Genomic DNA, 19,550 nt, shown 5'->3' with positions numbered 1-19,550 from the left:
CAGCCACGCGGTTCGGACTTCCGCATCATTCTTGCAAGACGGTTGCAAGGCCGAGATTTTTGGCCTAACGCTCAAAAAGGCGCCCATATGTTTACTAAACAAAGTTGGCATTTAATGCGCATCGTAGGTTCCATGGGGACGCTTAGCCGGACATGAAAGCCAAGGCGACTTTCACCATTCGGGACATTGCCGGTGCGGCGGGCGTTTCGCCGGCGACGGTCTCGCTCGTCCTGAACGGCAAGGGGGAAATCTCCGGGATCACCCGCGCCCGGGTTCTCGAAGCTGCCGCGCGTCTCAACTATGTTCCCCGCCTGGCAAGGCCGCGGCCTGAGGCGTCGGGCAGCACCATCCGCTTCCTCAAGATCGCCAAGCACGGCCACACGGTGAACCGTGACCACAGTGTCTTCGTGTCGGATTACATCGACGGCATGTCGGCCGAAGCGACCCGGCGCGGCTATGCGCTGGAGGTGGTGAGCCACGAGGGACAGAGCATGACCTCGGTCGCCGACATGATCGCGGTCGCCCCGGTCAGCGGCCTCATTGCGCTTGGCACCGAAATGTCGGAATCGGACATTCGCATCCTGCAGGGCGTCGGCCGGCCGATCGTGTTTATCGATACCTTCTGCGACATCGTGGAAGCCAATTTCGTCAATATGAACAACGAAGACGCCGTCTATCAGGTGATGGCGCGACTGCGTCAGCAGGGGTTCGAGCGCATCGGTTTCGTGGCGAGCCATGTGGAGACCACGAACTTCGACCTCCGTGAGCATGCCTTCCACCGGAATGCCGCACGGTTAGGGCTGACCATCGACCCCGCCCACATTCTCTCCGTCGAATCTACCTTTGATGGCGCCCATCTCGATACCGTGAAGGCGCTAAGCGACGGGCTCACGCTCGCAGATGGGTATTTTTGCACCAATGACGTCATTGCCTATGGCTTCATCAAGGCGCTGCGCGAGTTCGGCATCCGCATTCCGGAGGATGTCGGGGTGATCGGCTTCGACAATCTCCCGCTCGGCGCCACCATGGAGCCGGCCCTCACAACGATCGACGTCTCGAAGCGCAAGATCGGGAATCTGGCCGTCACCATTCTCGACGACCTCATCAACGCCGCCGAGCCGCAGCGGCCGGTGAAGATACTGGTTGGGGCCAGTCTCGTCACAAGGGCCAGCGATCGGGGACCGGGCGATCCCCGCCCCGCACCGCGCGCGGTCCGCCGCCGCGGCGTCGCCCAGACCGCGTAAGGAGACAGCACATGCCCCGGCTCGCGCTCATTCACACCGTGCCGTCGCTGGTCGCGCGTTTCGGACCGCTCGTCGAGGAAGCGCTGCCGTGCTGGACATTCGTCCATTCGGTCGATGAGAGCCTGCTCGCTGAAACCGTGCGCGCCGGGCACCTCACTGATGCCACCCGGGCGCGCCTCGCCGCCGAGGTGCAGGCCGATGCCGCCGGGGCCGATGCGGTGCTTGTCACCTGTTCGACCCTGGGCGAAGCGGTCGACGCCCTGCGCCCGACAACGCCGGTGCCGCTGTTTCGCATTGATCGCGGCATGGCCGAGGAGGCGGTGCGGCGCGCCCGTCGCATCGGCGTGCTGGCGACACTGTCCACTACTCTGGAACCGACCGGCCGGCTGATCCGCGCGACAGCATCCGCCGCCGGCCGTGACGTCACGATGGTCGCCCGGCTCTGCGAGGGGGCTTTTGCGCGTCTCGTGGCAGGGGACCGAGAGGCCCATGATCGCCTTGTGCGGGAGGCCTTTGACGAAGTGGCGCCGCAGGTCGAATTGGTCGTGCTGGCGCAGGCCTCGATGGCGGGCGCGTTGCCGGCCTCGGCCCAGCAGAGGATTGCCGTGCTCACCAGTCCTGAGCTGGGGATTGCCGCCGTCGCGGCTGAACTGACAGGTCGCGCCCTTGCGGCCGATACCTCCGGGAGACGTCTCTCATGAAATACCGCACGCTCGGCCGCTCGGGCCTGAAGGTATCGGCCCTCAGCATGGGAACGTTCTCCTTTGGCGGAGTGGGCGATTTCGCCAAGGTTGCCAATCACGGCGTCACCGAGGCCCGGCGCCTGGTCGATGTCTGTCTCGACGGTGGCATCAACGTCATCGACACCGCCAATATGTACTCCTTCGGCCGTTCCGAGGAGATCGTCGGCGAGGTGCTCGAAGGCCGCCGCGACCGCGTGCTCCTCTCGTCCAAGGCGCGCATGCGGATCGGCGAGGGACCAAATGACGAGGGCGTGTCGCGCTACCACCTCATGCGCGAATGCGAGCGCAGCCTTAAACGGTTGCGCACCGACCATATCGACATCTATTTCCTGCACGAGTGGGACGGTGTTACGCCCCTCGACGAGACGCTGTCGGCGCTGGATGCGCTGATGCGGCAGGGCAAGATCCGCTATATCGGCTGCTCGAACTATTCCGGCTGGCATGTGATGAAGGCGCTTGGCATCGCCGAGACCAGGAACCTGCCACGCTTTGTGACCCAGCAGATTCACTACACGCTGGAGGCGCGGGAGGCGGAGTATGAACTCCTGCCGATCGCGGTCGATCAGGGCGTCGGCGTCATGGTGTGGAGCCCGCTGGCCGCCGGCCTGCTCTCTGGCCGGTTCGGCCGCGACAAGTTCCCGGCCGATTCACGCCAGGCGGCCGGCTGGACCGAGCCGCCCATCCGCGACAGCGAGCGCCTGTGGAATATCGTCGACGTGCTGAACGACATCGCCGCCACGCGCGGTGCAACAGCGGCACAGATTTCCATCGCCTGGACGCTGTCGCGTCCCGGAATCGCCTCGCTCGTGGTCGGCGGCACCGAGGAGGCCCATTTCCGCGACAACATCGCTGCCGTTGATATCGAACTCACCGCCGATGAACTGGAACGACTGAACATCGTCAGCCGGCTGCCCTATATCTACCCCTATTGGCACCAGCACAATTTTGCCCGCGATCGCTTTTGCGAGGGAGATTGGGCCTTGCATGCGGGCTACGACGACCTCGGCAAGATCTAGCGGATGCGCTGATGCAGATGAATCTTTTTGCGGATTCCGGAGACGAGCTCGTCCGTCGGGAAAGCGCTTGGCATATCGCTCTGGCGGCTAGCGGAAGCTGCTCGTCATCGAGCGGCTAAAAGGACGTTGCCGCATTTAACATCATCGTGCTTCAACTTCCCAGCCTAGGGGAAGTCAACATAAGTCGCCCCGTCATCGGCGTGGCGGGATGGCGGCATGGCGTGTCGCGATGTAGGCGAAGGTCATGCCTGGGCCCAACTGGCCGCCCGGCCCCTGATATTCCCCGCCCATCGCGGCGCTCATGTCATTGCCGCAGACATAAAGCCCCGGAATTGCCTCACCGTGGGCATCGAGCACCTGCGCATGGGCATTGGCGGAAAGGCCGAGGCTTGTGGCGACGGGGGTTGGGTAGACAAGCACGCGGTAGAACGGCGCCTTTGCCAGTGACACCATGCACGGTTGGGCGCGAAGCTGGTGTTGTCCATGGCGGTGTCAAAACCAGGCAGTGAGTGACGGCACTTTGCTGAGCACGGCGGGGTAAAATCCGGCCATTGGTTAGGCTTATCCCTTTGGGGACGGCCAGGGATGTTTGCCGTGGAGAGTTATGCCGCGGTTCGGCGCTTCGTGTTTGTCGGAGGTCGTCGCCGGCGTGAGGCGGCGCGGGTATTCGGGTTGAGCCCGGAGACGGTTACGAAGATGTGTCGGTTCTCGCTGCCACCGGGATATACGCGCAAGGAGCCCGCGGCGAAGCCGAAGCTGGGTCCCTTGTTGCCGGTGATCGATGCGATCCAGGACGCGGACCGTTCGGCACGGGTGAAGCAGCGGCATACGGCCAAGCGGCGTTGTCACGTTAACTTCGGCGTTGCGGCAGGCCGTGTAATTGGGGTCGCATGAACCCGCCGACCATCAGCTACAAGCGCCACCGATTCCCGCCGGCGATCATCGCCCACGCGGTGTGGCTGTATTTTCGCTTTCCCCTGAGCCTTCGCCTGGTCGAGGAGATGCTGCCCGGAACGTAGTATTGCCTTCTCCTACGAGACGCTGCGGCGCTGGGCGATGAAGTTCGGGCGGGATTATCTGTTCGTTCCATCTCGGCCCCGCCGCTCTGCCCTAGCCACTCACCTCTTCGCCTCAAGGCTATGGCGCACTGGAAAGCCGTCGCTGGCGTCACCGCCTGAGCCTGTCACCAAGCCAAATGCTCCTCTTCGCGACAGCCGGAAGTTAACGTGCCAACACCAGCGCGGCACACCGGCCGTATGAGACGCCAGGGGCTCCCGCGGCACAACTGCGGGAGCCCCGGAGCCACGGGTTTCAGCGTGCGCGACGGGGCGAGCTTCGGCGTCGCGGCATCAGGACGCTCGCCCGCGTCCCCGGGCGACCGGCGCGGTGTCGGCGAAGGCATGGGCCACGATTTCCCTCTCGTGGCCCTCGATGACGTCCCCGTCTCGCCAAGAGGTCGGGGGACGGCCGTGTGGCCTGCCCCTATTGAGTGGTCCGGTTTCAGTCTAATTCATTGTCGGCCTTTCGGCCTGGTCTGATGGGGCCGGCTGCAGGGGTAAGATGACCTCTGGAGCTGGAGGCCTGTAGCCGAGTGATGAGTGCGGTCGCTCGGTATTGTAGTGGTGGCGCCAGCTCTCGATGACGATCTTTGCCTCAGCCAAGATGTAGAAGATTTCGCCGTTCAGCAGTTCGTCTCTGAGCTTGGAGTTGAAGCTCTCGCAATATCCGTTCTCCCATGGCGAACCCGGTTCGATGAAGGCGGTCCTGGACCCGACCGCGGCGATCCAGTCGCGCACGACCTTGGCGATGAACTCCGGGCCGTTGTCGGAACGAACATGGCTGGGCACGCCCCGCAGCACGAACAAGTCGGATAGCACGTCGATGACTGCAGTCGAGTTGAGCTTGCGGTCGATGCGGATCGCCAGGCATTCCCGCGTGAACTCGTCGATCACGTTCAACATGCGGAACTTCCTGCCGTTATGGGTGCGATCCTCGACGAAGTCGTAGGACCAGACATGATTGGGATGCTCCGGCCGCAGCCGGAGGCAGGACCCATCGTTCAGCCATAGGCGGCCCTTCTTCGGCTGCTTGTAAGGCACCTTGAGCCCCTCCTGCCGCCAAATCCGTTCGACCCGTTTGACGTTCACGGCCCAGCCAGCGGCGTGTAGCAGCGCTGTGATCCGCCAATAGCCATAGCGCCCATACCGGGTGGCCAGTTCGACGATGTCAGCGGTAAGCGCGGCCTCATTGGCTCGCCCCATCGGCATCTTGCGCTGCGTGGATCGATGTTGCCCCAGAACCCGGCACGCGAAGCGCTCCGACACGCCGAGCTTGCCCATGACGTGCTCGATGCAGCGCCGGCGCCGGGCGGGGCTTAGAAGTTTCCCGACGCGGCTTCCTTCAGGATAAGCTTTTCAAGCGTCAAGTCCGAGACCGCCTTGCGAAGCCGCTCGTTCTCCTTCTCCAAATCCTTCAGACGCTTCACCTGGTTGCTCTTCAGACCACCGAACTCCTTGCGCCAGCGATAGAAGGTGAACGCCGTCACCCCGATCGCCCGGATCGCCTCGGAAACCGGACGTCCTTGGGACACCAGCACGTCTACCTGCCGGAGCTTTGCGACGATCTCTTCAGGCTTGTGCTTCTTCTGCGCCATAGCGCCATCCTCCAAAGGCTCGAAAGCCTACCTTAAGGAGGACCACTTTTCAGGGGGCAGACCAGTCGCAGGCGTCGGTTGACCCGCCGCGCGACATATTCACCGAGGGTTTGAAATCCCTGAACCAGCACGATGAGCACGATCACCACGACCAGCATCACCTCCGGCATAAAGCGCTGGTAGCCGTAGCGGATGCCGAGATCGCCCAAGCCTCCGCCGCCGACCGCGCCAACCATGGCGGAGTTCGACAGCAGGCTGACAACAGCCAGCGTGATGCCAAGCACGAGACCCGGCAGCGCCTCGGGGATCAGCACCTTGCGCACGATCTGCAACGGTGTGGCTCCCATCGCCAATGACGCTTCCACCAGGCCGTAATCGACTTCCCGGATCGCCGCCTCGACGATGCGCGCGATGAATGGTGTCGCGGCAATGGTCAGCGGCACGATGGCCGCCGTGGTGCCGATGGAGGTGCCGGCGATCAGCCGGGTGAAGGGGATGATGGCGACGACGAGGATGATGAAAGGTGTCGAGCGGGTAGCGTTCACCACCACGCCGAGCACGCCGTTCAGCTTCGGGGCGGCGAACAGCTCGCCCTGGCCGCTGGTGGCGAGGAAAATGCCGAGCGGCAGGCCGAGCAGCGTGCCAATAAGGGTCGCGACGCCGACCATGTAGAGCGTCTCGAGCGTCGAATCGAGGATGAGGCGGAGGAGTTCAGGCGACATGGCCGAGCATCTCCAGCTGGATGTCCGGGCTCGCCAGTGCCGCGCTCACCGCACCGCTGGTCCAGCTCGCCGTCGGCACGCCGAGGAACAGCAGCGCGAACGGGTGGCCGCCAATGCTGTCGATCTGGCCGCCGAGGATGGCGACATCGATGCCGAGCGCCCGCGCCAGCTTGGTCACGGTCGGCTGGGTGGCCGCCTCCCCGGTAAGAGTCAGACGCAAAATAGTTTGGGACGATGCCTCCACCGGCGCGCCGAGTTCGGCCTTGATGCTGGCGGGCAGTTCGCGCCCGGCAAGGCTGCCGACGAAAGAGCGCGCCGTCGCGGTCTGCGGGTGTGCGAACACCTGGTGGACCGGGCCCTCCTCGATGATCGCGCCGTCGTCGATCACACCGACGCGGTGACAGATTTCCTTGATGACGGTCATCTCGTGGGTGATCAGCACGATGGTGAGGCCGAGCTCGGCATTCACCCGCGCCAACAGCGCGAGGATGGAGCGTGTGGTCTCGGGATCGAGTGCCGAGGTCGCCTCGTCCGACAGCAGCACCTTGGGCTCGGTGGCTAGCGCACGGGCGATGCCGACGCGCTGCTTCTGGCCGCCGGAGAGCTCCACCGGATGGCGGTCACGTTTGTCGCCCAGCCCAACCAGCTCCAGCAGCGGCGTCACGCGCTTTTCAATCTCGCGACGGCTAAGGCCGAGCAGCTCGAGTGGCAGCGCGACATTGCCGAAGGCCGAGCGTGAGGACAGCAAATTGAAGTGCTGGAAGATCATGCCGATCTTGCGGCGCTCCTCGCGCAGCGCACGCTCATCGAGCTTGTCGATGGCGATGCCGTCGACCCGCACCTCACCGCAGGTCGGGCGCTCCAGCCCGTTAATGGTGCGGATCAGGGTCGACTTGCCGGCGCCGGAACGGCCGATGACGCCATAAATCTCGCCACGCGGCACATGCAAGCTCACGCCGCGCAGCGCCTCGACGGCCGTGTCGCTGCCGCGGGCTGGAAAGGTCTTCCACACACCGTCGAGTTCGATCATCGGGCGCGCATCATCGCTACCGTTCTGGTTTTCCGGGTCTTGCTTGGCAACCGCCGACGGTCCGGCGCCGCGAGCGGCACTGTTAAACGGAAAAGTCTCGGACAGCGTGGCACGCTCAGCCTGTCAGGCCGCGTAGGCCAGAGCCGGTGAACCGGCGGCCCGGCGCGGCGCGCTGCCGAACCCGAGCCGGCGCTGCTCGCGCGCCAGCAGGGCGGCGACCCGCTCGGCGCTAAGGCCATCGCGCTTCAGCACAAGGCCAATGATGGGGTCGGCCAATATGTCGTCGAGCCGCGGCTCGCCGGCGGCAAAGGAGATGAAATCGGTCATGGTCTAGGTCCCTGAACCGGAGGGCGCCTGTGGCGCAACTGCAATCCGGCTAAAGCTGCTGAAAAGATACGAGACGAAGCAACGTCATACGCAGCAGGGACAACACATCTTGGTCATGGCTCGGCCTCCCAAAGGCATCGTCAAAACGACCCGACCACGACCATCGTGGCGCTTTAGCAATTGGTGACGCGGTGCAAGCTGCCGGGCTCAAATCCCGCGGCCAATCAGCGAATACAAATTATTCACCGATCAACAACGGCTTTACGATTAACCAACCACTTCAAATTGTCAATTGGATTGATAGACCTTTGTGCGGTCGCCCACGATTTGTGCATCACGCCTAACAAATATGCATACCTAGTATTCCATAAATTCAATAGATTATTATCAGATTCGGCGCTCCTCTCACGAGACAAGGCGCCTGGCGCCATCATTCGGGGAGCCTCCATGTCCATCAATCGGTTCATCAACCTCGCAGCCGGCATTGCCGTTGCCGCCCTCATAAGCGCCCTACCCGCGTCAGCGGCTGAAAAGATCAAGCTCGGCGTCATCGGCGGCGACGAGGAAGAGATCGCCGAAGTCGTCAAGAAGGTCGCGGCCAAGGACGGAATAGAGATCCAGATCATCGCCTTTTCCGACTACACGCTGCCGAACGAGGCATTGTCGCGCGGCGATCTCGACGCCAATGCGTTCCAGCACCAGCCCTATCTCGACGCCCAGATCGCGGCGCGGGGTTACAAGATCGTGCCCGCCGGCTTCACCATCGTCGAGCCGATCGGTTTCTACTCGACCAAGATCAAGAATTTCAAAGACCTGCCGCAGGGCGCGCAGATTGGCATTCCCAACGATCCCAGCAATGGCGGGCGGGCGCTCAACCTGCTGGCGGCCAACGGCTTGATCAAGGTGAAACCCGGCAAGGGCCTGCTGCCGACGACGCTGGATGTGATAGACAATCCGAAGCAGGTGAAGTTCCGCGAGCTCGATGCCGCCTTACTGCCCAAGCAACTGCCCGATCTCGATGGCGCGGTGATCAACACCAATTACGCGCTCGGCGCCAAGCTCGACCCACGCAAGGACGCGCTGGTTCAGGAAAGCCGCACCGAGAACCCGTATGGCAATATCGTCGCCGTGCGCGCAGGGGATGAGAGCAAGCCCACGATCCGCAAGCTGGCCGCAGCCTATCAGTCGCCGGACGTGAAGGCGTTTCTGGAAACCCGGTTCAAGGGCGCCGTGCTGCCGGCGTGGTGAGCCACTAGCTGCCCGCCTCGATCACCCCACTTTAGCATTCAAGCAGGCAGCGCCCCTTAGAGCGCAGGAGACAGACCCATGAAATGGATGCACTCGCTTATCGCAATCGGCCTCGTCGCCGCCTTGCAGACGGTCGCTGCCGCGCCGGGCCGTGCCGACGACCTCGACGCCATCAAGGCCGCCAGAATCATCAAGATCGGCACCGAGGGCACCTATGCCCCCTTCACTTATCATGACGGCAGCAACAAGCTGGTCGGCTTCGATGTCGAGATCGGTGAAGCCATCGCTGCGAAGCTTGGCGTGAAGGCGGAATTCCTCGAGGGCAAATGGGACGGGCTGATCGCCGGCCTCGATGCCAAGCGCTACGACGCCGTGATCAACCAGGTCGGCATCACCGACGCCCGCAAGGCCAAATACGACTTCTCCGATCCCTATATCGCCTCAAAAGCCGTGCTGATCGTGCGTGACGACAATACCGACATCAAGGGCTTCAGCGACCTGAAGGGCAAGAAGGCGGCGCAGTCGCTGACCAGCAATTTCGGCAAGCTCGCCGAGAAGAATGGCGCGAGCCTCGTCGGCACCGACGGCTTCGACCAGTCGATCCAGCTCGTGCTCAACGGGCGCGCCGACGCCACGGTCAATGACAGCCTGTCCTTTCTGGACTTCAAGAAGCACAAGCCCGACGCCAAGGTGAAGATCGTCGCCACCGAGGACAATGCCGACTATTCCGGCGTGATCGTGCGCAAGGGCAACCCGAAGCTGGTCGAGGCCATCAACAAGGCGATCACCGACATCAAGGCGGACGGCACCTACGCGGCGATCTCGACGAAATATTTCGGCGCCGACGTTTCCAAATAATCCCACCGTCCTAATGTGACGACAGAAGGGGTCGCCCTGCCTGGGCGGCCCTTTCTCATGAACGGAAGCCGCGCTGTGCCCTATTGGCTCGAACTTATGCTGAACTCGGCCGCCCCGCTGCTGTGGGCGGCGCTGGTGTTCACGGTCCCACTTACCCTGCTGTCCTTCGCGCTCGGCCTGACGCTTGGCTTCGTCGTTGCGCTGATCCGCTTGTTCGGCCCGAAGCCGCTGGTGGCGGTGATGCGGTTCTATGTCTGGATCATTCGCGGCACCCCGCTGCTTGTGCAATTGTTTCTGATCTTCTACGGCCTGCCGAGCATCGGCATCGTGCTGGACGCATTTCCCGCCGCGCTGATCGGCTTCACCCTGAACGTCGGCGCCTACACCTCCGAGATCGTGCGCGCGGTGATCGGCTCGATCCCAAACGGGCAGTGGGAGGCGAGCTATTCCATCGGGATGACCTGGCAGCAGGCGCTGCGCCGGACCATCCTGCCGCAAGCGCTGCGCGTGGCGGTGCCGCCGCTGTCGAACTCGTTCATCTCGCTGGTGAAGGACACCTCGCTCGCCGCCGCCGTGACCGTCCCGGAGCTGTTCCAGGCGGCGCAGCGCATCGTCGCCACCAGCTATGAGCCGCTGATCATCTATATCGAGGCGGCGCTGATCTATCTGGCGCTGAGCTCCGTGCTGTCGGCCTTGCAGGTACGGCTGGAGCGTCATTTCAGCCGCTATGGCGGCTTCGTGAAAGCCTCGTCATGATTGCGCTCACCGACATCGAGATGAGCTTCGGCGAGCTTGCCGTCCTCAAATCCGTCAGCCTCAGAATTGCCGAGGGCAGCGTCACCGCGCTGATCGGCCCCTCCGGCTCGGGCAAGAGCACGCTTTTGCGCTGCGTGAACCTTTTGGAAATCCCGCAGGCCGGCGCGCTCGCCATTGGCGAGGACCGCGTAACGTTCGCGCCCGGCAAGCGGCCCGAACGCGACGCCATTCTGCGCGTGCGGCGCCAAACCGGCATGGTGTTCCAGAACTTCCAGCTGTTCCCGCACCGCACCGCGCTGGGCAACGTGATGGAAAGCCTCGTCGCCGTGCTGAAATGGCCGGAGGGCAAGGCCCGCGCCCGCTCGCTGGAGTTGCTGGATAAGGTCGGCCTCGCCGACAAGGCGGAGGCTTGGCCAGCGCAGTTGTCGGGTGGCCAGCAGCAGCGCGTGGCGATCGCCCGCGCGCTGGCCCCGGCGCCGAAGGTGTTGCTGTGCGACGAGCCAACCTCCGCGCTCGACCCGGAGCTTGCCGTCGAGGTGGTGGAAGTCATCGCGCAGCTGGCGCGCGAGGGCACAACCATGCTGATGGCGACCCATGACCTTCGGCTCGCCGCCAATATCGCTGGCGAGGTCGCGTTTCTGGATGGCGGCCACATCCTTGAGACCGGCCCGGCCCGCGCGCTGTTCGCCGCCCCGGTTCAGGAGCGCACCCGGCAGTTCATCTCGAGCCTGCTGACGCAGTGAGGAGTGCAGACCTTCCGGCCCATCAGCGGTGACGCGGTTCCGCCACAACGCGCACCCGCGCTTCGCCGTCACGCAGCGGAGACGCTCAGTCCCTGCACACGGTGCCTCTCGATCAGTTCGGCGACGAAGCCAGAGCTCTTGGCGGCCTCAATGAAGCTCGTGAGGTAGGAGAGCGCCGCGGCTTTCGCCTTTGGCGTTCCAATCGCCTGCTGCACCGCCATGAAGCGCCCCGGCAATAGGGTCGAACCGGGAAGCAGAGCCTGATCCGCGATTAATCGCGGTCGAAGCCCAGCGAGCGCGTCGAGCCCTTGCTCGGCAAAATCCGCCCGTGCCTGGTCCATGGTGGAGGAGCGCACCAGCGTGGCGTGCTGGATGTTGCGGTCGAGCCAGAGCCCATAGGCGGTGCGCCCCGTCACCGCGATGCGAAGACCCGGCGCGTCGACGTCCCCCGTGCTGTGCAAACTAGAGCCTTCGCGGACCAAATAGGTCGCCTCGATCTCTACATAGGATGGGGTGAAGCTGATTACTTCGGCCCGCTGCGGCTCGGCACCGATCAGCCCGATATCCCATTCGTCGCGCAATGCCGTGTCGGCCAGAAGACCGGGCGACTCGTACGGTACCAATTGCAGCCTGACCCCGAGGTGGTTGGCGATAGCGCCGGCCATGTCGGGCGACACCCCGATCGGCGAACCTTGCGCATCGCGGCTCGAGACCAGCAGAAAGTTCGAGAGATTGATGCCGGCGCGAAGTACGCCGCCTGGGGCAAGAAGGTCGCGCAAGGCGGGGGAGATGGGATCGATGGTCGGGCTGAACGCCATGTTTGGTACTCGGTACTGAACAGAAAGGATCCGGGCAGCATCCTATGCCGGATCGCGACGACGGTCATGGACGTCCGTTCTCCTCACTCCACGAACACCTCCTCGCGACGCTTGCGCACCGAGGGCAGGACCGCCACCACCAGTAGGGCAGCCGTCGCCAGCAGCAGCGTCAGGCTGATCGGCTTTTCGACAAACGTCATCGGGTTGCCGTGCGCGACCAGCATGGCGCGGCGGAAATTCTCTTCCAGCATCGGCCCGATGATGAAGCTGAGCAGCAGGGGCGTCGGGTCGCAATCCAGCCGCGACAACGCGTAACCGAACAGCCCGGCGGCGAACAGCACGACCACATCGAAAGTTGAGTTGTTCACGCTGTAGGCGCCGACGCAGCAGAACAGGATGATCGCCGGCACCAGCCGCCTGTAGGGGATGCGCAGGATCGACACCCAAATGGCGATCAGCGGCAAGTTGATGATCAGCAGCATCGCGTTGCCGATCCACATCGAACACACCAGCCCCCAGAAGAGATCCGGGCGCTGCGTCACCACCTGCGGCCCCGGCGAGATGCCATGGATGGTCATGGCGCCGATCATCAGCGCCGTCACCGCACCGGACGGCATGCCGAGGGTGAGCATCGGCACGAAGGAGGTCTGCGCCGCAGCATTGTTGGCACTCTCCGGGGAGGCCAGCCCTTCGATCGCGCCCTTGCCGAAGCGTTCCGGCGTGCGGGAAATCTTCTTTTCCACCATGTAGGCGGTGAAGGAGGCGAGCAGCGTGCCGCTTCCCGGCAGGATACCGAGCACCGTGCCGACGCCGGTGCCGCGCAGGATCGGCAGAGCCGAGGCCTTGAGGTCCGCCCATTTTGGCCACAGCCCGGAAATCTTGTTGTTCAGAATTGTGCTGTCGCCCGGCGTCTCCAGCGTGCGCAGGATTTCGGAAATGCCGAACAGCCCCATCGCCAACGGGATGAAATCAATGCCGTCGCGCAGTTCCTGAATGCCGAAGGTGAACCGTGCCTTGCTGGTTTCAACATCGGTGCCGATCAGCCCGAGCGACAGGCCTATCAGCACCATCACCAGCCCGTTCAGCACCGAGCCCTTGCCCATGACGATGACCGCGACGATGGCCAGCACCATGAGCGCGACATTCTCCGCCGGCCCGAACATCAGGCCGAGCTCGGACAGCGTCGAGGCCGATCCGGCGATGAAGAAGGTCGAGACCGTGCCGGCGAACAGCGAGCCGATGGCGGCAATCGACAGCGCCACTCCCGCGCGGCCCTGCTTGGCCATCTGGTGGCCGTCCAGCGCTGTGATGATACCGGACGACTCGCCGGGCATGTTGACGAGGATCGCCGTGGTCGAGCCGCCATATTGCGCGCCGTAATAGATGCCGGCCAGCATGATGAGAGCGCCAACGGCCGGCAGCTCAAAAGTCACCGGGAGCAGGATGGCGATCGTGGTTGCCGGCCCGATGCCTGGCAAAACGCCGACCAGCGTGCCCAACAGCACGCCGATCAGGCACAGCAGAAGATTCTGCCAGGAAAGCGCGACATCGAAGCCGAGCGCGAGATGACCGAGAAATTCCATCACAGGAAGTTCGGCAGGATCGGCAGCGGCAGGCCAAGCCCATAGGCGAACACCGCCCCGGCAATGGCGGCGAGCGAGCCCGCAAGCACGACGCGTTCAGCCCAGCCCTCTCCCTGTTGGGCGAGTGAGGAGAAGAACACCGTCGCCGTGGCGCTGGCGAGCAGGCCGATCGGCTGGATCAGTAGCGCGAACGTCAGCACGCCCAAGCTGATGCTGGCTGCCCCACGCCAGTGGATCGGCGCTTCCGGCGCGGCATCGTCTGCGCGGGCGGGCCGGGCAAGCAAAGCCTTGATCAGGATAAGCACGGCCACCGCGAGCAGGCCTATGGCGACGGCACGGGGAATGAAGCCGGGTCCCATGCGCACCGCCGTTCCCACCGGGAGATAGCTGCCGAAAGCCAGCAGAGTCAAGGCAAAGGCGGTGGCGAGGCCGGCAGTGAGAACGTCGCGATTAAGGGGCACTGGCAATCTCCAACTCATTAATCTATATTTTCTATAGACAATTAGAAATGTCAATTTAGGATCGTGGCGAATTACGGAGGTTCTCAGCGATGAATGGTGTTTTCAGTCTATTAGCCGGCGCCGCACTGGCACTGACGCTCGTCCCCGCGTCCGCCGACGAGGTGGACGTGTCGAAATACCCGCAGTCCCAGGTGCGCATCGTCGTCACCTCGTCAGCGGGCGCCAGCGCCGACGCGCTGACACGGACGGTGGCCCGCGAGCTTGGCAAGATCTGGGGCAAGGACCCCATCGTCGAGAACGTTGCCGGCTCCAACGGCAATATCGGGCTGGAGCAGATCGCGCAGGGCAAGCCTGACGGGCTCTCGATCGTGGTCGGCGGCGACAAGGTGCCGCTCAACGCCATCTTCTTCGGCCCGGAGCTGAAGAGCGACCTGATCAAGGACCTCTCGACCGTCACCAAGGCGGTGTCGAACCCGCAAATCCTCGTGGTCCGACCCTCGCTCGGCGTGAAGAACCTCGATGAATATCTGAAGCTCGCCCGCGAGAAGAACGGCACGCTCACCGTCGGCACGCCGTCCAATGGTGGCGCCCATCACATCGGCCATGAACTGCTCGGCCAGCTCACCGGCACCAAGTACACCTTCATCCCCTACAAGGGCGGCGCCCCGGCGGTGACCGACCTGCTTGGTGGCCATATCGACGCGGTAATCATCACGCTTGCCGCCGTTACCGAGCATGTGCGCGCCGGCCGACTGATCGCCATCGGCGTCAGCACCGCCAAGCGCTCAGCAGCCCTGCCCGACGTTCCGACCTTCCAGGAACAGGGCATCAAGGACTTCAACATCGAGACCTGGCAGGGCGTCTTCGTCTCTGCCAAGACCCCGCGCCCGCTGGTCGAGAAGATCAACCGCGACTTCGTCGCCGCGCTGAACGCGCCCGACGTGAAGAGCTTCCTCGAAGGCCAGGGCTTCGCCGTCGTCGCTTCGACCGCGGCGGAAGGCGATGCAGCCGTGCGCAGCGATTTCGAGAACTACAGCCGCGTCATCAAGGCCGCCAACATCAAGCTCGATTGAGCATTTTCAGGACGACTGCCGTGACGGACAAGCACATCCATCTCAACGTCTTCGTGCCGACCACCGGCCATCACGAGGCGTCTTGGCTCTACAGCGGATCACAGCCCGAGCGCCTGACCGATGTCGATTATTACCGAGAGATCGCGGCGATCGCAGAGCGCGGCAAGTTCGACTCGCTGTTTCTCGCCGACCAGCTCGCGATCGGGCGCAGCGTGAAGCATGTCGCGCAGGGCAAGTTGGAACCGCTGACGCTGCTCTCGGCGCTGGCAGGTTCAACCTCGCATATCGGCCTGATCGCCACGGCCTCCACCACCTATTCCGAACCCTATAATCTGGCCCGGCAGTTCGCCTCGCTCGACCATATCAGCGGCGGTCGCGCCGGCTGGAACATCGTCACGTCCTGGTCCGCCGAGGCGGCCGGTAATTTCGGGCTCGACCAGCGCAACTCCCACACCGACCGCTACCGCCGCGCGACGGAGTATGTCGAAGTGGTGCACAAGCTGTGGGACAGCTGGGAGGACGACGCCCGCGTGCTGGACCGCACGCGCGGCATCTATGCCGACACCGCCCGCATCCACGCCATCGACCATCAGGGCGAAACCTTCCGGGTGCGCGGGCCGCTCGACGTGCCGCGCTCGCCGCAGGGCAACCCCGTACTGGTGCAGGCCGGCTCCTCCGATGAAGGCCGTGGCTTCGCGGCACGCTATGCCGAGGCGATCTTCACCGCGCAGCAGGATCTCTCCGAGGCAAAGGATTTCTACGCCGATGTGAAGCGGCGTGCTCTGGCGTTCGGCCGCGACCCGGACGACATCAAGATACTGCCCGGCCTGTCGCCTATCCTCGGCTCTACCGACACTGAAGCTCGCGCGCTGGAAGAAGAGCTCGACGACCTCACGCTTCCCGTGGTCGGCCTCAAGCACCTCTCGCAGCGCTTCGACGGCTTCGACTTCAGCGTCTTCCCGCTGGACGAGCGCATCCCGATCGAGGCCTTCCCCCGCCCGGAGACGGTGCAGGGCGCGCAGAGCCGCTCGCAGGTCATCCTCAACATCGTCGAGCGCGAAAAGCCGACGCTGCGCCAGTTGCTACGCCGCCTCGCCGGCGGTCGCGGCCACAAGGTGCTGGCCGGCACGCCGAAAGCGGTCGCCAACCATATCCAGCTCTGGGTCGAGCAGCGCGCGGCGGACGGCTTCAACATCATGCCGGCCTTCATGCCGGGCGGGCTCAGCGCCTTCGTCGACGAGGTCGTGCCGATCCTGCAGGCGCGCGGGCTGTTCCGCCGCGACTACACCGGCCGGACGCTGCGCGAGCATTACGGCCTCACCCGCCCCGAGAGCCGCTACGCCCGCTCGGCCTGAACCATCCCTGACACTATGCGTACCCGGAGTTCGCCATGAACTTTTACTCACCTGCCACCGGCATCGTGCCCGATGCCCCCGTTGCGACCGACCAGCTCCCGCGGCTGGAATTGCGCGACCTGCGCAAGCGGCTCGGCGACACGGCGGCCGTGAACGGCATTGATCTGCAAGTGGCGCCCGGCGAAAGCGTTGTGCTGCTCGGCCCATCCGGCTGCGGCAAGACCACGACGCTGCGCATGGTGGCGGGCTTCCTGCAGCCGGAAGGCGGCGAGATCCATCTCGACGGGGTGCTGGCCTCCAATGCCTCCTTCGCGCTGCCGCCGGAAAAGCGCCACCTCGGCATGGTGTTCCAGACCTATGCGGTGTGGCCGCACAAGACGGTGGCGGACAATGTCGGCTACGGCCTCGTGGTTGCCGGCAAGAAGCGCGCGGAAATCGACCGCGAGGTGGCTGCGGTGCTCGATCTGGTGCAGCTCGGCGATCTGGCCAAGCGCTACCCGTCCGAACTCTCCGGCGGCCAGCAGCAGCGCGTCGCGCTGGCGCGGGCGCTCGCCACCAAGCCGACCCTGCTGCTGCTCGACGAGCCGCTCTCCAACCTAGACGCCTCGCTGCGGCAGGAGATGCGGTTCGAGCTGCGCGCGCTGCAAAAGCGCATCGGCATCACCACGCTCTACGTCACCCACGACCAGGACGAGGCGCTGGTTCTCGCCGACCGCGTCGTGGTCATGAACAAGGGCCGCATCGAGCAGGTCGGCACGCCAGAGGAGGTGTATCGCACCCCGGCCAGCCGCTTCGTCGGCAATTTTGTCGGCACCGCGAACCTGCTGGAGGGCACCATCGTCAACATCGATGTCGCGGCAGGGCGTGTCTCGGTGGCGCTCGATGCCGGCGACATCGTCTCGGCGCGGGCATCCGCCGGCTGGCTCACTACCGCGGCGCCCGGACAGCGCGCGACCCTGCTGCTGCGCCCCGAGGACATCCGTTTCGACCGCCCGGAAAAGCCTGACCAGCAGACCGGCCTCGATGTGCGGTTCGTGTCGGCCGCCTTCCTCGGCAGCCGCTACGAACTCCAGCTCGCCGCCAAGGACACGCCGCTGCGCGTGCAGTCGCGCACCGCGGGCACTTTCAAGGACGGCCGCGCCCTGCTGTGGTTCCGCGCGGACAGCGCCTGGGTGGTCGCATGAGCAGCGCCACCCTCTTCACCGATGACCCGCGCGATGTGCCGGACGGCCCCGCGCTGCTGCAGCGGCTGTCCGACATCCAGCCGGTGAAGCTTCTCGTCATCGGGTTCGCGATCTTCATCCTGCTGGCGCTCATCGCCTACCCGCTGGCCTTGCTCATCGGCTACAGCGTCGTCGACGCGCAGGGCAACCTGACCTTCGACACGTTCGAGAAGGCCTTCAACCGGCGCGGCATGTGGGCGGCGACGGTGAATTCGACCGCGCTGGTCGCGCTGGTCACGGCGGGCGCCTGCGCCCTCGGCATTCCGCTTGCCTGGATCGTCGCGCGCACCGATGCGCCCGGCAAGATGCTGGTGACTCTGGCGGCCGGCATCTCCTTCGTCATCCCGTCCTTCATCTCGGTCGTGTCGTGGATTTTCCTCGCCGCGCCGAACTCCGGCTATCTCAACAAACTGGCCGTCGAGTATCTCGGCTTCACCCACGCGCCGTTCAACATCATGAGCTTCGGCGGTCTCGTCTTCATCGAGATCATTGGCGTCTATCCTCTGGTGTTCTTCGCGGTCAGCGCAGCGCTGCATAATGTCGATGCCAGCAACGAACAGGCCGCCCGCGTGCTAGGCGCGGGCCGGCTGCGTACCACCCTGACTATCACGCTGCCGCTGGTGCGGCCGGCGATCCTGTCCGCCATCATCCTGGTGATGCTGGACGCGCTGTCGTCCTTCGGCGCGCCAGCGGCTATCGGCACGATGGCGAACTTCTCGGTCATCACCACCAAGATCTACGACCTGCTGAAATTCCCGCCGCAGTTCAATTATGCCGCCGCGGTGGCGATGCCCATCATGGTGTTCACCGCCGTCAGCCTGCTGATCCAGAAATACGCCGTGCGGGCGGAGAACTTCCGCACCCTCACCGGCAAGGCGACCTCCGACCAGATCACCACGCTCGGCCGCTGGCGCTGGGCGGCGGGCGGCTTCTGCATCGTCGTGGTGTTCGCCACCGCCGTGCTGCCCATCGGCGCGCTGCTGCTGCTCTCGGTGCTGTCATCGTTCGGCGCCGACATCACCTTGAGCAACCTCGTCACCAAACATTACGCGCTGATCTTCGACGCCGATTTCGTCGCGCGCGGCTCCATCATCAACAGCCTGCTGCTGGCGCTCGCCACCGCGACGGTTTGCGCCGGGCTCGGTCTGGTGCTCGGCTGGGTGGTAGAGCGGGTGCAGTTCTTCGGCCGCGAGGCCATCACCTTCCTTGTCATGATCGCCTATGGCTTTCCCTCCATTGCCTATGCGGTGGGAATACTGATGGGCTACGTGAACCTGTTCTACGGCACACTGACGCTCATCCTCATCGCCTATGCCGGCAAGCTGCTGCCGATCGCCTTCGTGCTGGTGCGCAACGGCATCCAGCAGCTCTCCACCGACCTGGAGGAGGCCGCGCGCATCTCCGGCGCCGGCTGGCTGCGCAGCGTGCGCGACGTCACTTTCCCGCTGGTGCGCGGCGCGGTTGGCATCGCTTGGGTGCTGGTGTTCTCGCTCAGCCTGCGCGAGCTGTCGATGTCCGCCATCCTCTCTCAGGCGGATACGCAGGTCATGCCCACCGTGGTCATCCAGTTCATCGAGGACGGCGCCATCGAGCTCGCCGCCGCGCTGTCGGTCGTCATCGTCACTGTCAGTCTCTCCATCCTCGGCCTCATCCGCTTCTTCTCGCGGAAGAAGACGGCCGTGGTCAGCTAGCCGGGA

General features: G+C 64.4%; 19 protein-coding genes and 2 pseudogenes. 13 read left to right on the top strand and 8 right to left on the bottom strand.

Translation table 11 applies throughout. The features are described 5' to 3' along the window. Positions 1 to 152: 152 nt before the first annotated feature. The 3 genes from EV667_RS20810 to EV667_RS20800 are packed head-to-tail and all read left to right on the top strand — an operon-like array spanning position 153 to position 3,003. Positions 153 to 1,244 (top strand): LacI family DNA-binding transcriptional regulator, encoded by a 1,092-nt coding sequence (locus EV667_RS20810; protein ID WP_131837240.1) that lies wholly within the window; start codon positions 153 to 155, stop codon positions 1,242 to 1,244. Positions 1,245 to 1,255: 11 nt separating this feature from the next. Then, positions 1,256 to 1,945 carry an aspartate/glutamate racemase family protein gene (locus tag EV667_RS20805; protein ID WP_131837239.1) on the top strand — a complete coding sequence of 230 codons (690 nt, stop codon included), beginning with the start codon at positions 1,256 to 1,258 and terminating at the stop codon, positions 1,943 to 1,945. Beyond that, positions 1,942 to 3,003: an aldo/keto reductase gene (locus EV667_RS20800; protein WP_131837238.1), complete on the top strand. Its 1,062-nt coding sequence runs from the start codon at positions 1,942 to 1,944 to the stop codon at positions 3,001 to 3,003. Before EV667_RS20805 ends, EV667_RS20800 begins: the two co-directional genes overlap by 4 nt. Before the next feature lie 192 nt (positions 3,004 to 3,195). Here EV667_RS20800 and EV667_RS20795 read toward each other — a convergent pair whose 3' ends face one another. Then, positions 3,196 to 3,456: an FAD-binding protein gene (locus EV667_RS20795; protein ID WP_131837237.1), complete on the bottom strand. Its 261-nt coding sequence runs from the start codon at positions 3,454 to 3,456 to the stop codon at positions 3,196 to 3,198. A gap of 132 nt (positions 3,457 to 3,588) precedes the next feature. Here EV667_RS20795 and EV667_RS20790 point away from each other — a divergent pair. Together EV667_RS20790 and EV667_RS20785 are read left to right on the top strand one after the other, a co-directional pair. Further along, a pseudogene (locus EV667_RS20790) lies at positions 3,589 to 3,843 on the top strand (IS21 family transposase); the annotation flags it as partial. A 50-nt stretch (positions 3,844 to 3,893) separates the two neighbouring features. Next, positions 3,894 to 4,080, top strand: a pseudogene (locus EV667_RS20785) (IS6 family transposase); the annotation flags it as partial. 428 nt (positions 4,081 to 4,508) lie between these two features. Here EV667_RS20785 and EV667_RS20780 read toward each other — a convergent pair. From EV667_RS20780 to EV667_RS20765, 4 genes are all read right to left on the bottom strand, one after another. Continuing rightward, positions 4,509 to 5,656, bottom strand: a protein-coding gene (locus EV667_RS20780; RefSeq protein WP_131837236.1) for an IS3 family transposase whose coding sequence is annotated in 2 segments (ribosomal slippage) — positions 4,509 to 5,392 and positions 5,392 to 5,656 — 1,149 coding nt in all. Because the reading frame shifts where the segments join, the coding sequence is not laid out codon by codon here. 32 nt (positions 5,657 to 5,688) lie between these two features. Beyond that, positions 5,689 to 6,378 (bottom strand): methionine ABC transporter permease, encoded by a 690-nt coding sequence (locus EV667_RS20775; RefSeq protein WP_131837235.1) that lies wholly within the window; start codon positions 6,376 to 6,378, stop codon positions 5,689 to 5,691. Beyond that, complete coding sequence (locus tag EV667_RS20770) at positions 6,368 to 7,408, bottom strand: methionine ABC transporter ATP-binding protein (protein ID WP_131837234.1); 1,041 nt, start codon at positions 7,406 to 7,408, stop codon at positions 6,368 to 6,370. The genes EV667_RS20775 and EV667_RS20770 overlap by 11 nt, the downstream gene beginning before the upstream one ends. A gap of 123 nt (positions 7,409 to 7,531) precedes the next feature. Beyond that, positions 7,532 to 7,735: a hypothetical protein gene (locus EV667_RS20765; RefSeq protein WP_131837233.1), complete on the bottom strand. Its 204-nt coding sequence runs from the start codon at positions 7,733 to 7,735 to the stop codon at positions 7,532 to 7,534. A gap of 447 nt (positions 7,736 to 8,182) precedes the next feature. On the opposite strand from EV667_RS20765, the gene EV667_RS20760 reads away from it, so the two are divergent. The 4 genes from EV667_RS20760 to EV667_RS20745 all read left to right on the top strand — a co-directional run bounded on the left by EV667_RS20760 (position 8,183) and on the right by EV667_RS20745 (position 11,340). Then, entirely contained in the window at positions 8,183 to 8,983 is an 801-nt protein-coding gene (locus tag EV667_RS20760; RefSeq protein WP_131837232.1) for a MetQ/NlpA family ABC transporter substrate-binding protein, read from the top strand. A 78-nt stretch (positions 8,984 to 9,061) separates the two neighbouring features. Then, the gene (locus tag EV667_RS20755) at positions 9,062 to 9,841 is read left to right on the top strand and encodes an amino acid ABC transporter substrate-binding protein (RefSeq protein ID WP_131837231.1); all 780 of its coding nucleotides are present in this window, start codon (positions 9,062 to 9,064) and stop codon (positions 9,839 to 9,841) included. A 75-nt stretch (positions 9,842 to 9,916) separates the two neighbouring features. Then, the gene (locus EV667_RS20750; protein ID WP_131837322.1) at positions 9,917 to 10,597 is read left to right on the top strand and encodes an amino acid ABC transporter permease; all 681 of its coding nucleotides are present in this window, start codon (positions 9,917 to 9,919) and stop codon (positions 10,595 to 10,597) included. Continuing rightward, positions 10,594 to 11,340: an amino acid ABC transporter ATP-binding protein gene (locus EV667_RS20745; RefSeq protein ID WP_131837230.1), complete on the top strand. Its 747-nt coding sequence runs from the start codon at positions 10,594 to 10,596 to the stop codon at positions 11,338 to 11,340. The genes EV667_RS20750 and EV667_RS20745 overlap by 4 nt, the downstream gene beginning before the upstream one ends. 68 nt (positions 11,341 to 11,408) lie before the next feature. On the opposite strand, the gene EV667_RS20740 is transcribed toward EV667_RS20745, so the two are convergent. From EV667_RS20740 to EV667_RS20730, 3 genes are all read right to left on the bottom strand, one after another. Then, entirely contained in the window at positions 11,409 to 12,158 is a 750-nt protein-coding gene (locus EV667_RS20740) for a transporter substrate-binding domain-containing protein (protein ID WP_165901672.1), read from the bottom strand. 83 nt (positions 12,159 to 12,241) lie between these two features. After that, a complete protein-coding gene (locus EV667_RS20735) occupies positions 12,242 to 13,741 on the bottom strand; it encodes a tripartite tricarboxylate transporter permease (protein WP_131837229.1) in 1,500 nt (499 codons plus the stop codon). Beyond that, entirely contained in the window at positions 13,741 to 14,202 is a 462-nt protein-coding gene (locus tag EV667_RS20730) for a tripartite tricarboxylate transporter TctB family protein (RefSeq protein WP_131837228.1), read from the bottom strand. The genes EV667_RS20735 and EV667_RS20730 overlap by 1 nt, the downstream gene beginning before the upstream one ends. Positions 14,203 to 14,291: 89 nt before the next feature. Here EV667_RS20730 and EV667_RS20725 point away from each other — a divergent pair, with 89 nt between their 5' ends. The 4 genes from EV667_RS20725 to EV667_RS20710 are packed head-to-tail and all read left to right on the top strand — an operon-like array spanning position 14,292 to position 19,544. Further along, positions 14,292 to 15,275, top strand: a complete 984-nt coding sequence (locus EV667_RS20725; RefSeq protein ID WP_131837227.1) for a Bug family tripartite tricarboxylate transporter substrate binding protein — start codon at positions 14,292 to 14,294, stop codon at positions 15,273 to 15,275. 20 nt (positions 15,276 to 15,295) lie between these two features. Further along, entirely contained in the window at positions 15,296 to 16,630 is a 1,335-nt protein-coding gene (locus EV667_RS20720; protein ID WP_131837226.1) for an LLM class flavin-dependent oxidoreductase, read from the top strand. A 35-nt stretch (positions 16,631 to 16,665) separates the two neighbouring features. Beyond that, a complete protein-coding gene (locus tag EV667_RS20715) occupies positions 16,666 to 17,814 on the top strand; it encodes an ABC transporter ATP-binding protein (protein ID WP_131837225.1) in 1,149 nt (382 codons plus the stop codon). After that, positions 17,811 to 19,544: an ABC transporter permease gene (locus tag EV667_RS20710; RefSeq protein ID WP_131837224.1), complete on the top strand. Its 1,734-nt coding sequence runs from the start codon at positions 17,811 to 17,813 to the stop codon at positions 19,542 to 19,544. Before EV667_RS20715 ends, EV667_RS20710 begins: the two co-directional genes overlap by 4 nt. Positions 19,545 to 19,550 lie beyond the last annotated feature (6 nt).

The organism is Ancylobacter aquaticus, from assembly GCF_004339465.1.
Taxonomy (GTDB): Bacteria; Pseudomonadota; Alphaproteobacteria; order Rhizobiales; family Xanthobacteraceae; genus Ancylobacter; species Ancylobacter aquaticus.
The sequence above is the reverse complement of the archived record's forward strand: the minus strand, read 5'-3'. Positions and strand labels throughout refer to the sequence as shown.

Excerpts from the sequence above, each read along its gene's own strand:
- EV667_RS20810 (WP_131837240.1), top strand. The coding sequence starts at position 153 with ATGAAAGCCAAGGCGACTTTCACCATTCGGGACATTGCCGGTGCGGCG.
- EV667_RS20805 (WP_131837239.1), top strand. The coding sequence starts at position 1,256 with ATGCCCCGGCTCGCGCTCATTCACACCGTGCCGTCGCTGGTCGCGCGT.
- EV667_RS20800 (WP_131837238.1), top strand. The coding sequence starts at position 1,942 with ATGAAATACCGCACGCTCGGCCGCTCGGGCCTGAAGGTATCGGCCCTC.
- EV667_RS20795 (WP_131837237.1), bottom strand. The coding sequence starts at position 3,456 with ATGGTGTCACTGGCAAAGGCGCCGTTCTACCGCGTGCTTGTCTACCCA.
- EV667_RS20775 (WP_131837235.1), bottom strand. The coding sequence starts at position 6,378 with ATGTCGCCTGAACTCCTCCGCCTCATCCTCGATTCGACGCTCGAGACG.
- EV667_RS20770 (WP_131837234.1), bottom strand. The coding sequence starts at position 7,408 with ATGATCGAACTCGACGGTGTGTGGAAGACCTTTCCAGCCCGCGGCAGC.
- EV667_RS20765 (WP_131837233.1), bottom strand. The coding sequence starts at position 7,735 with ATGACCGATTTCATCTCCTTTGCCGCCGGCGAGCCGCGGCTCGACGAC.
- EV667_RS20760 (WP_131837232.1), top strand. The coding sequence starts at position 8,183 with ATGTCCATCAATCGGTTCATCAACCTCGCAGCCGGCATTGCCGTTGCC.
- EV667_RS20755 (WP_131837231.1), top strand. The coding sequence starts at position 9,062 with ATGAAATGGATGCACTCGCTTATCGCAATCGGCCTCGTCGCCGCCTTG.
- EV667_RS20745 (WP_131837230.1), top strand. The coding sequence starts at position 10,594 with ATGATTGCGCTCACCGACATCGAGATGAGCTTCGGCGAGCTTGCCGTC.
- EV667_RS20740 (WP_165901672.1), bottom strand. The coding sequence starts at position 12,158 with ATGGCGTTCAGCCCGACCATCGATCCCATCTCCCCCGCCTTGCGCGAC.
- EV667_RS20735 (WP_131837229.1), bottom strand. The coding sequence starts at position 13,741 with ATGGAATTTCTCGGTCATCTCGCGCTCGGCTTCGATGTCGCGCTTTCC.
- EV667_RS20725 (WP_131837227.1), top strand. The coding sequence starts at position 14,292 with ATGAATGGTGTTTTCAGTCTATTAGCCGGCGCCGCACTGGCACTGACG.
- EV667_RS20715 (WP_131837225.1), top strand. The coding sequence starts at position 16,666 with ATGAACTTTTACTCACCTGCCACCGGCATCGTGCCCGATGCCCCCGTT.
- EV667_RS20710 (WP_131837224.1), top strand. The coding sequence starts at position 17,811 with ATGAGCAGCGCCACCCTCTTCACCGATGACCCGCGCGATGTGCCGGAC.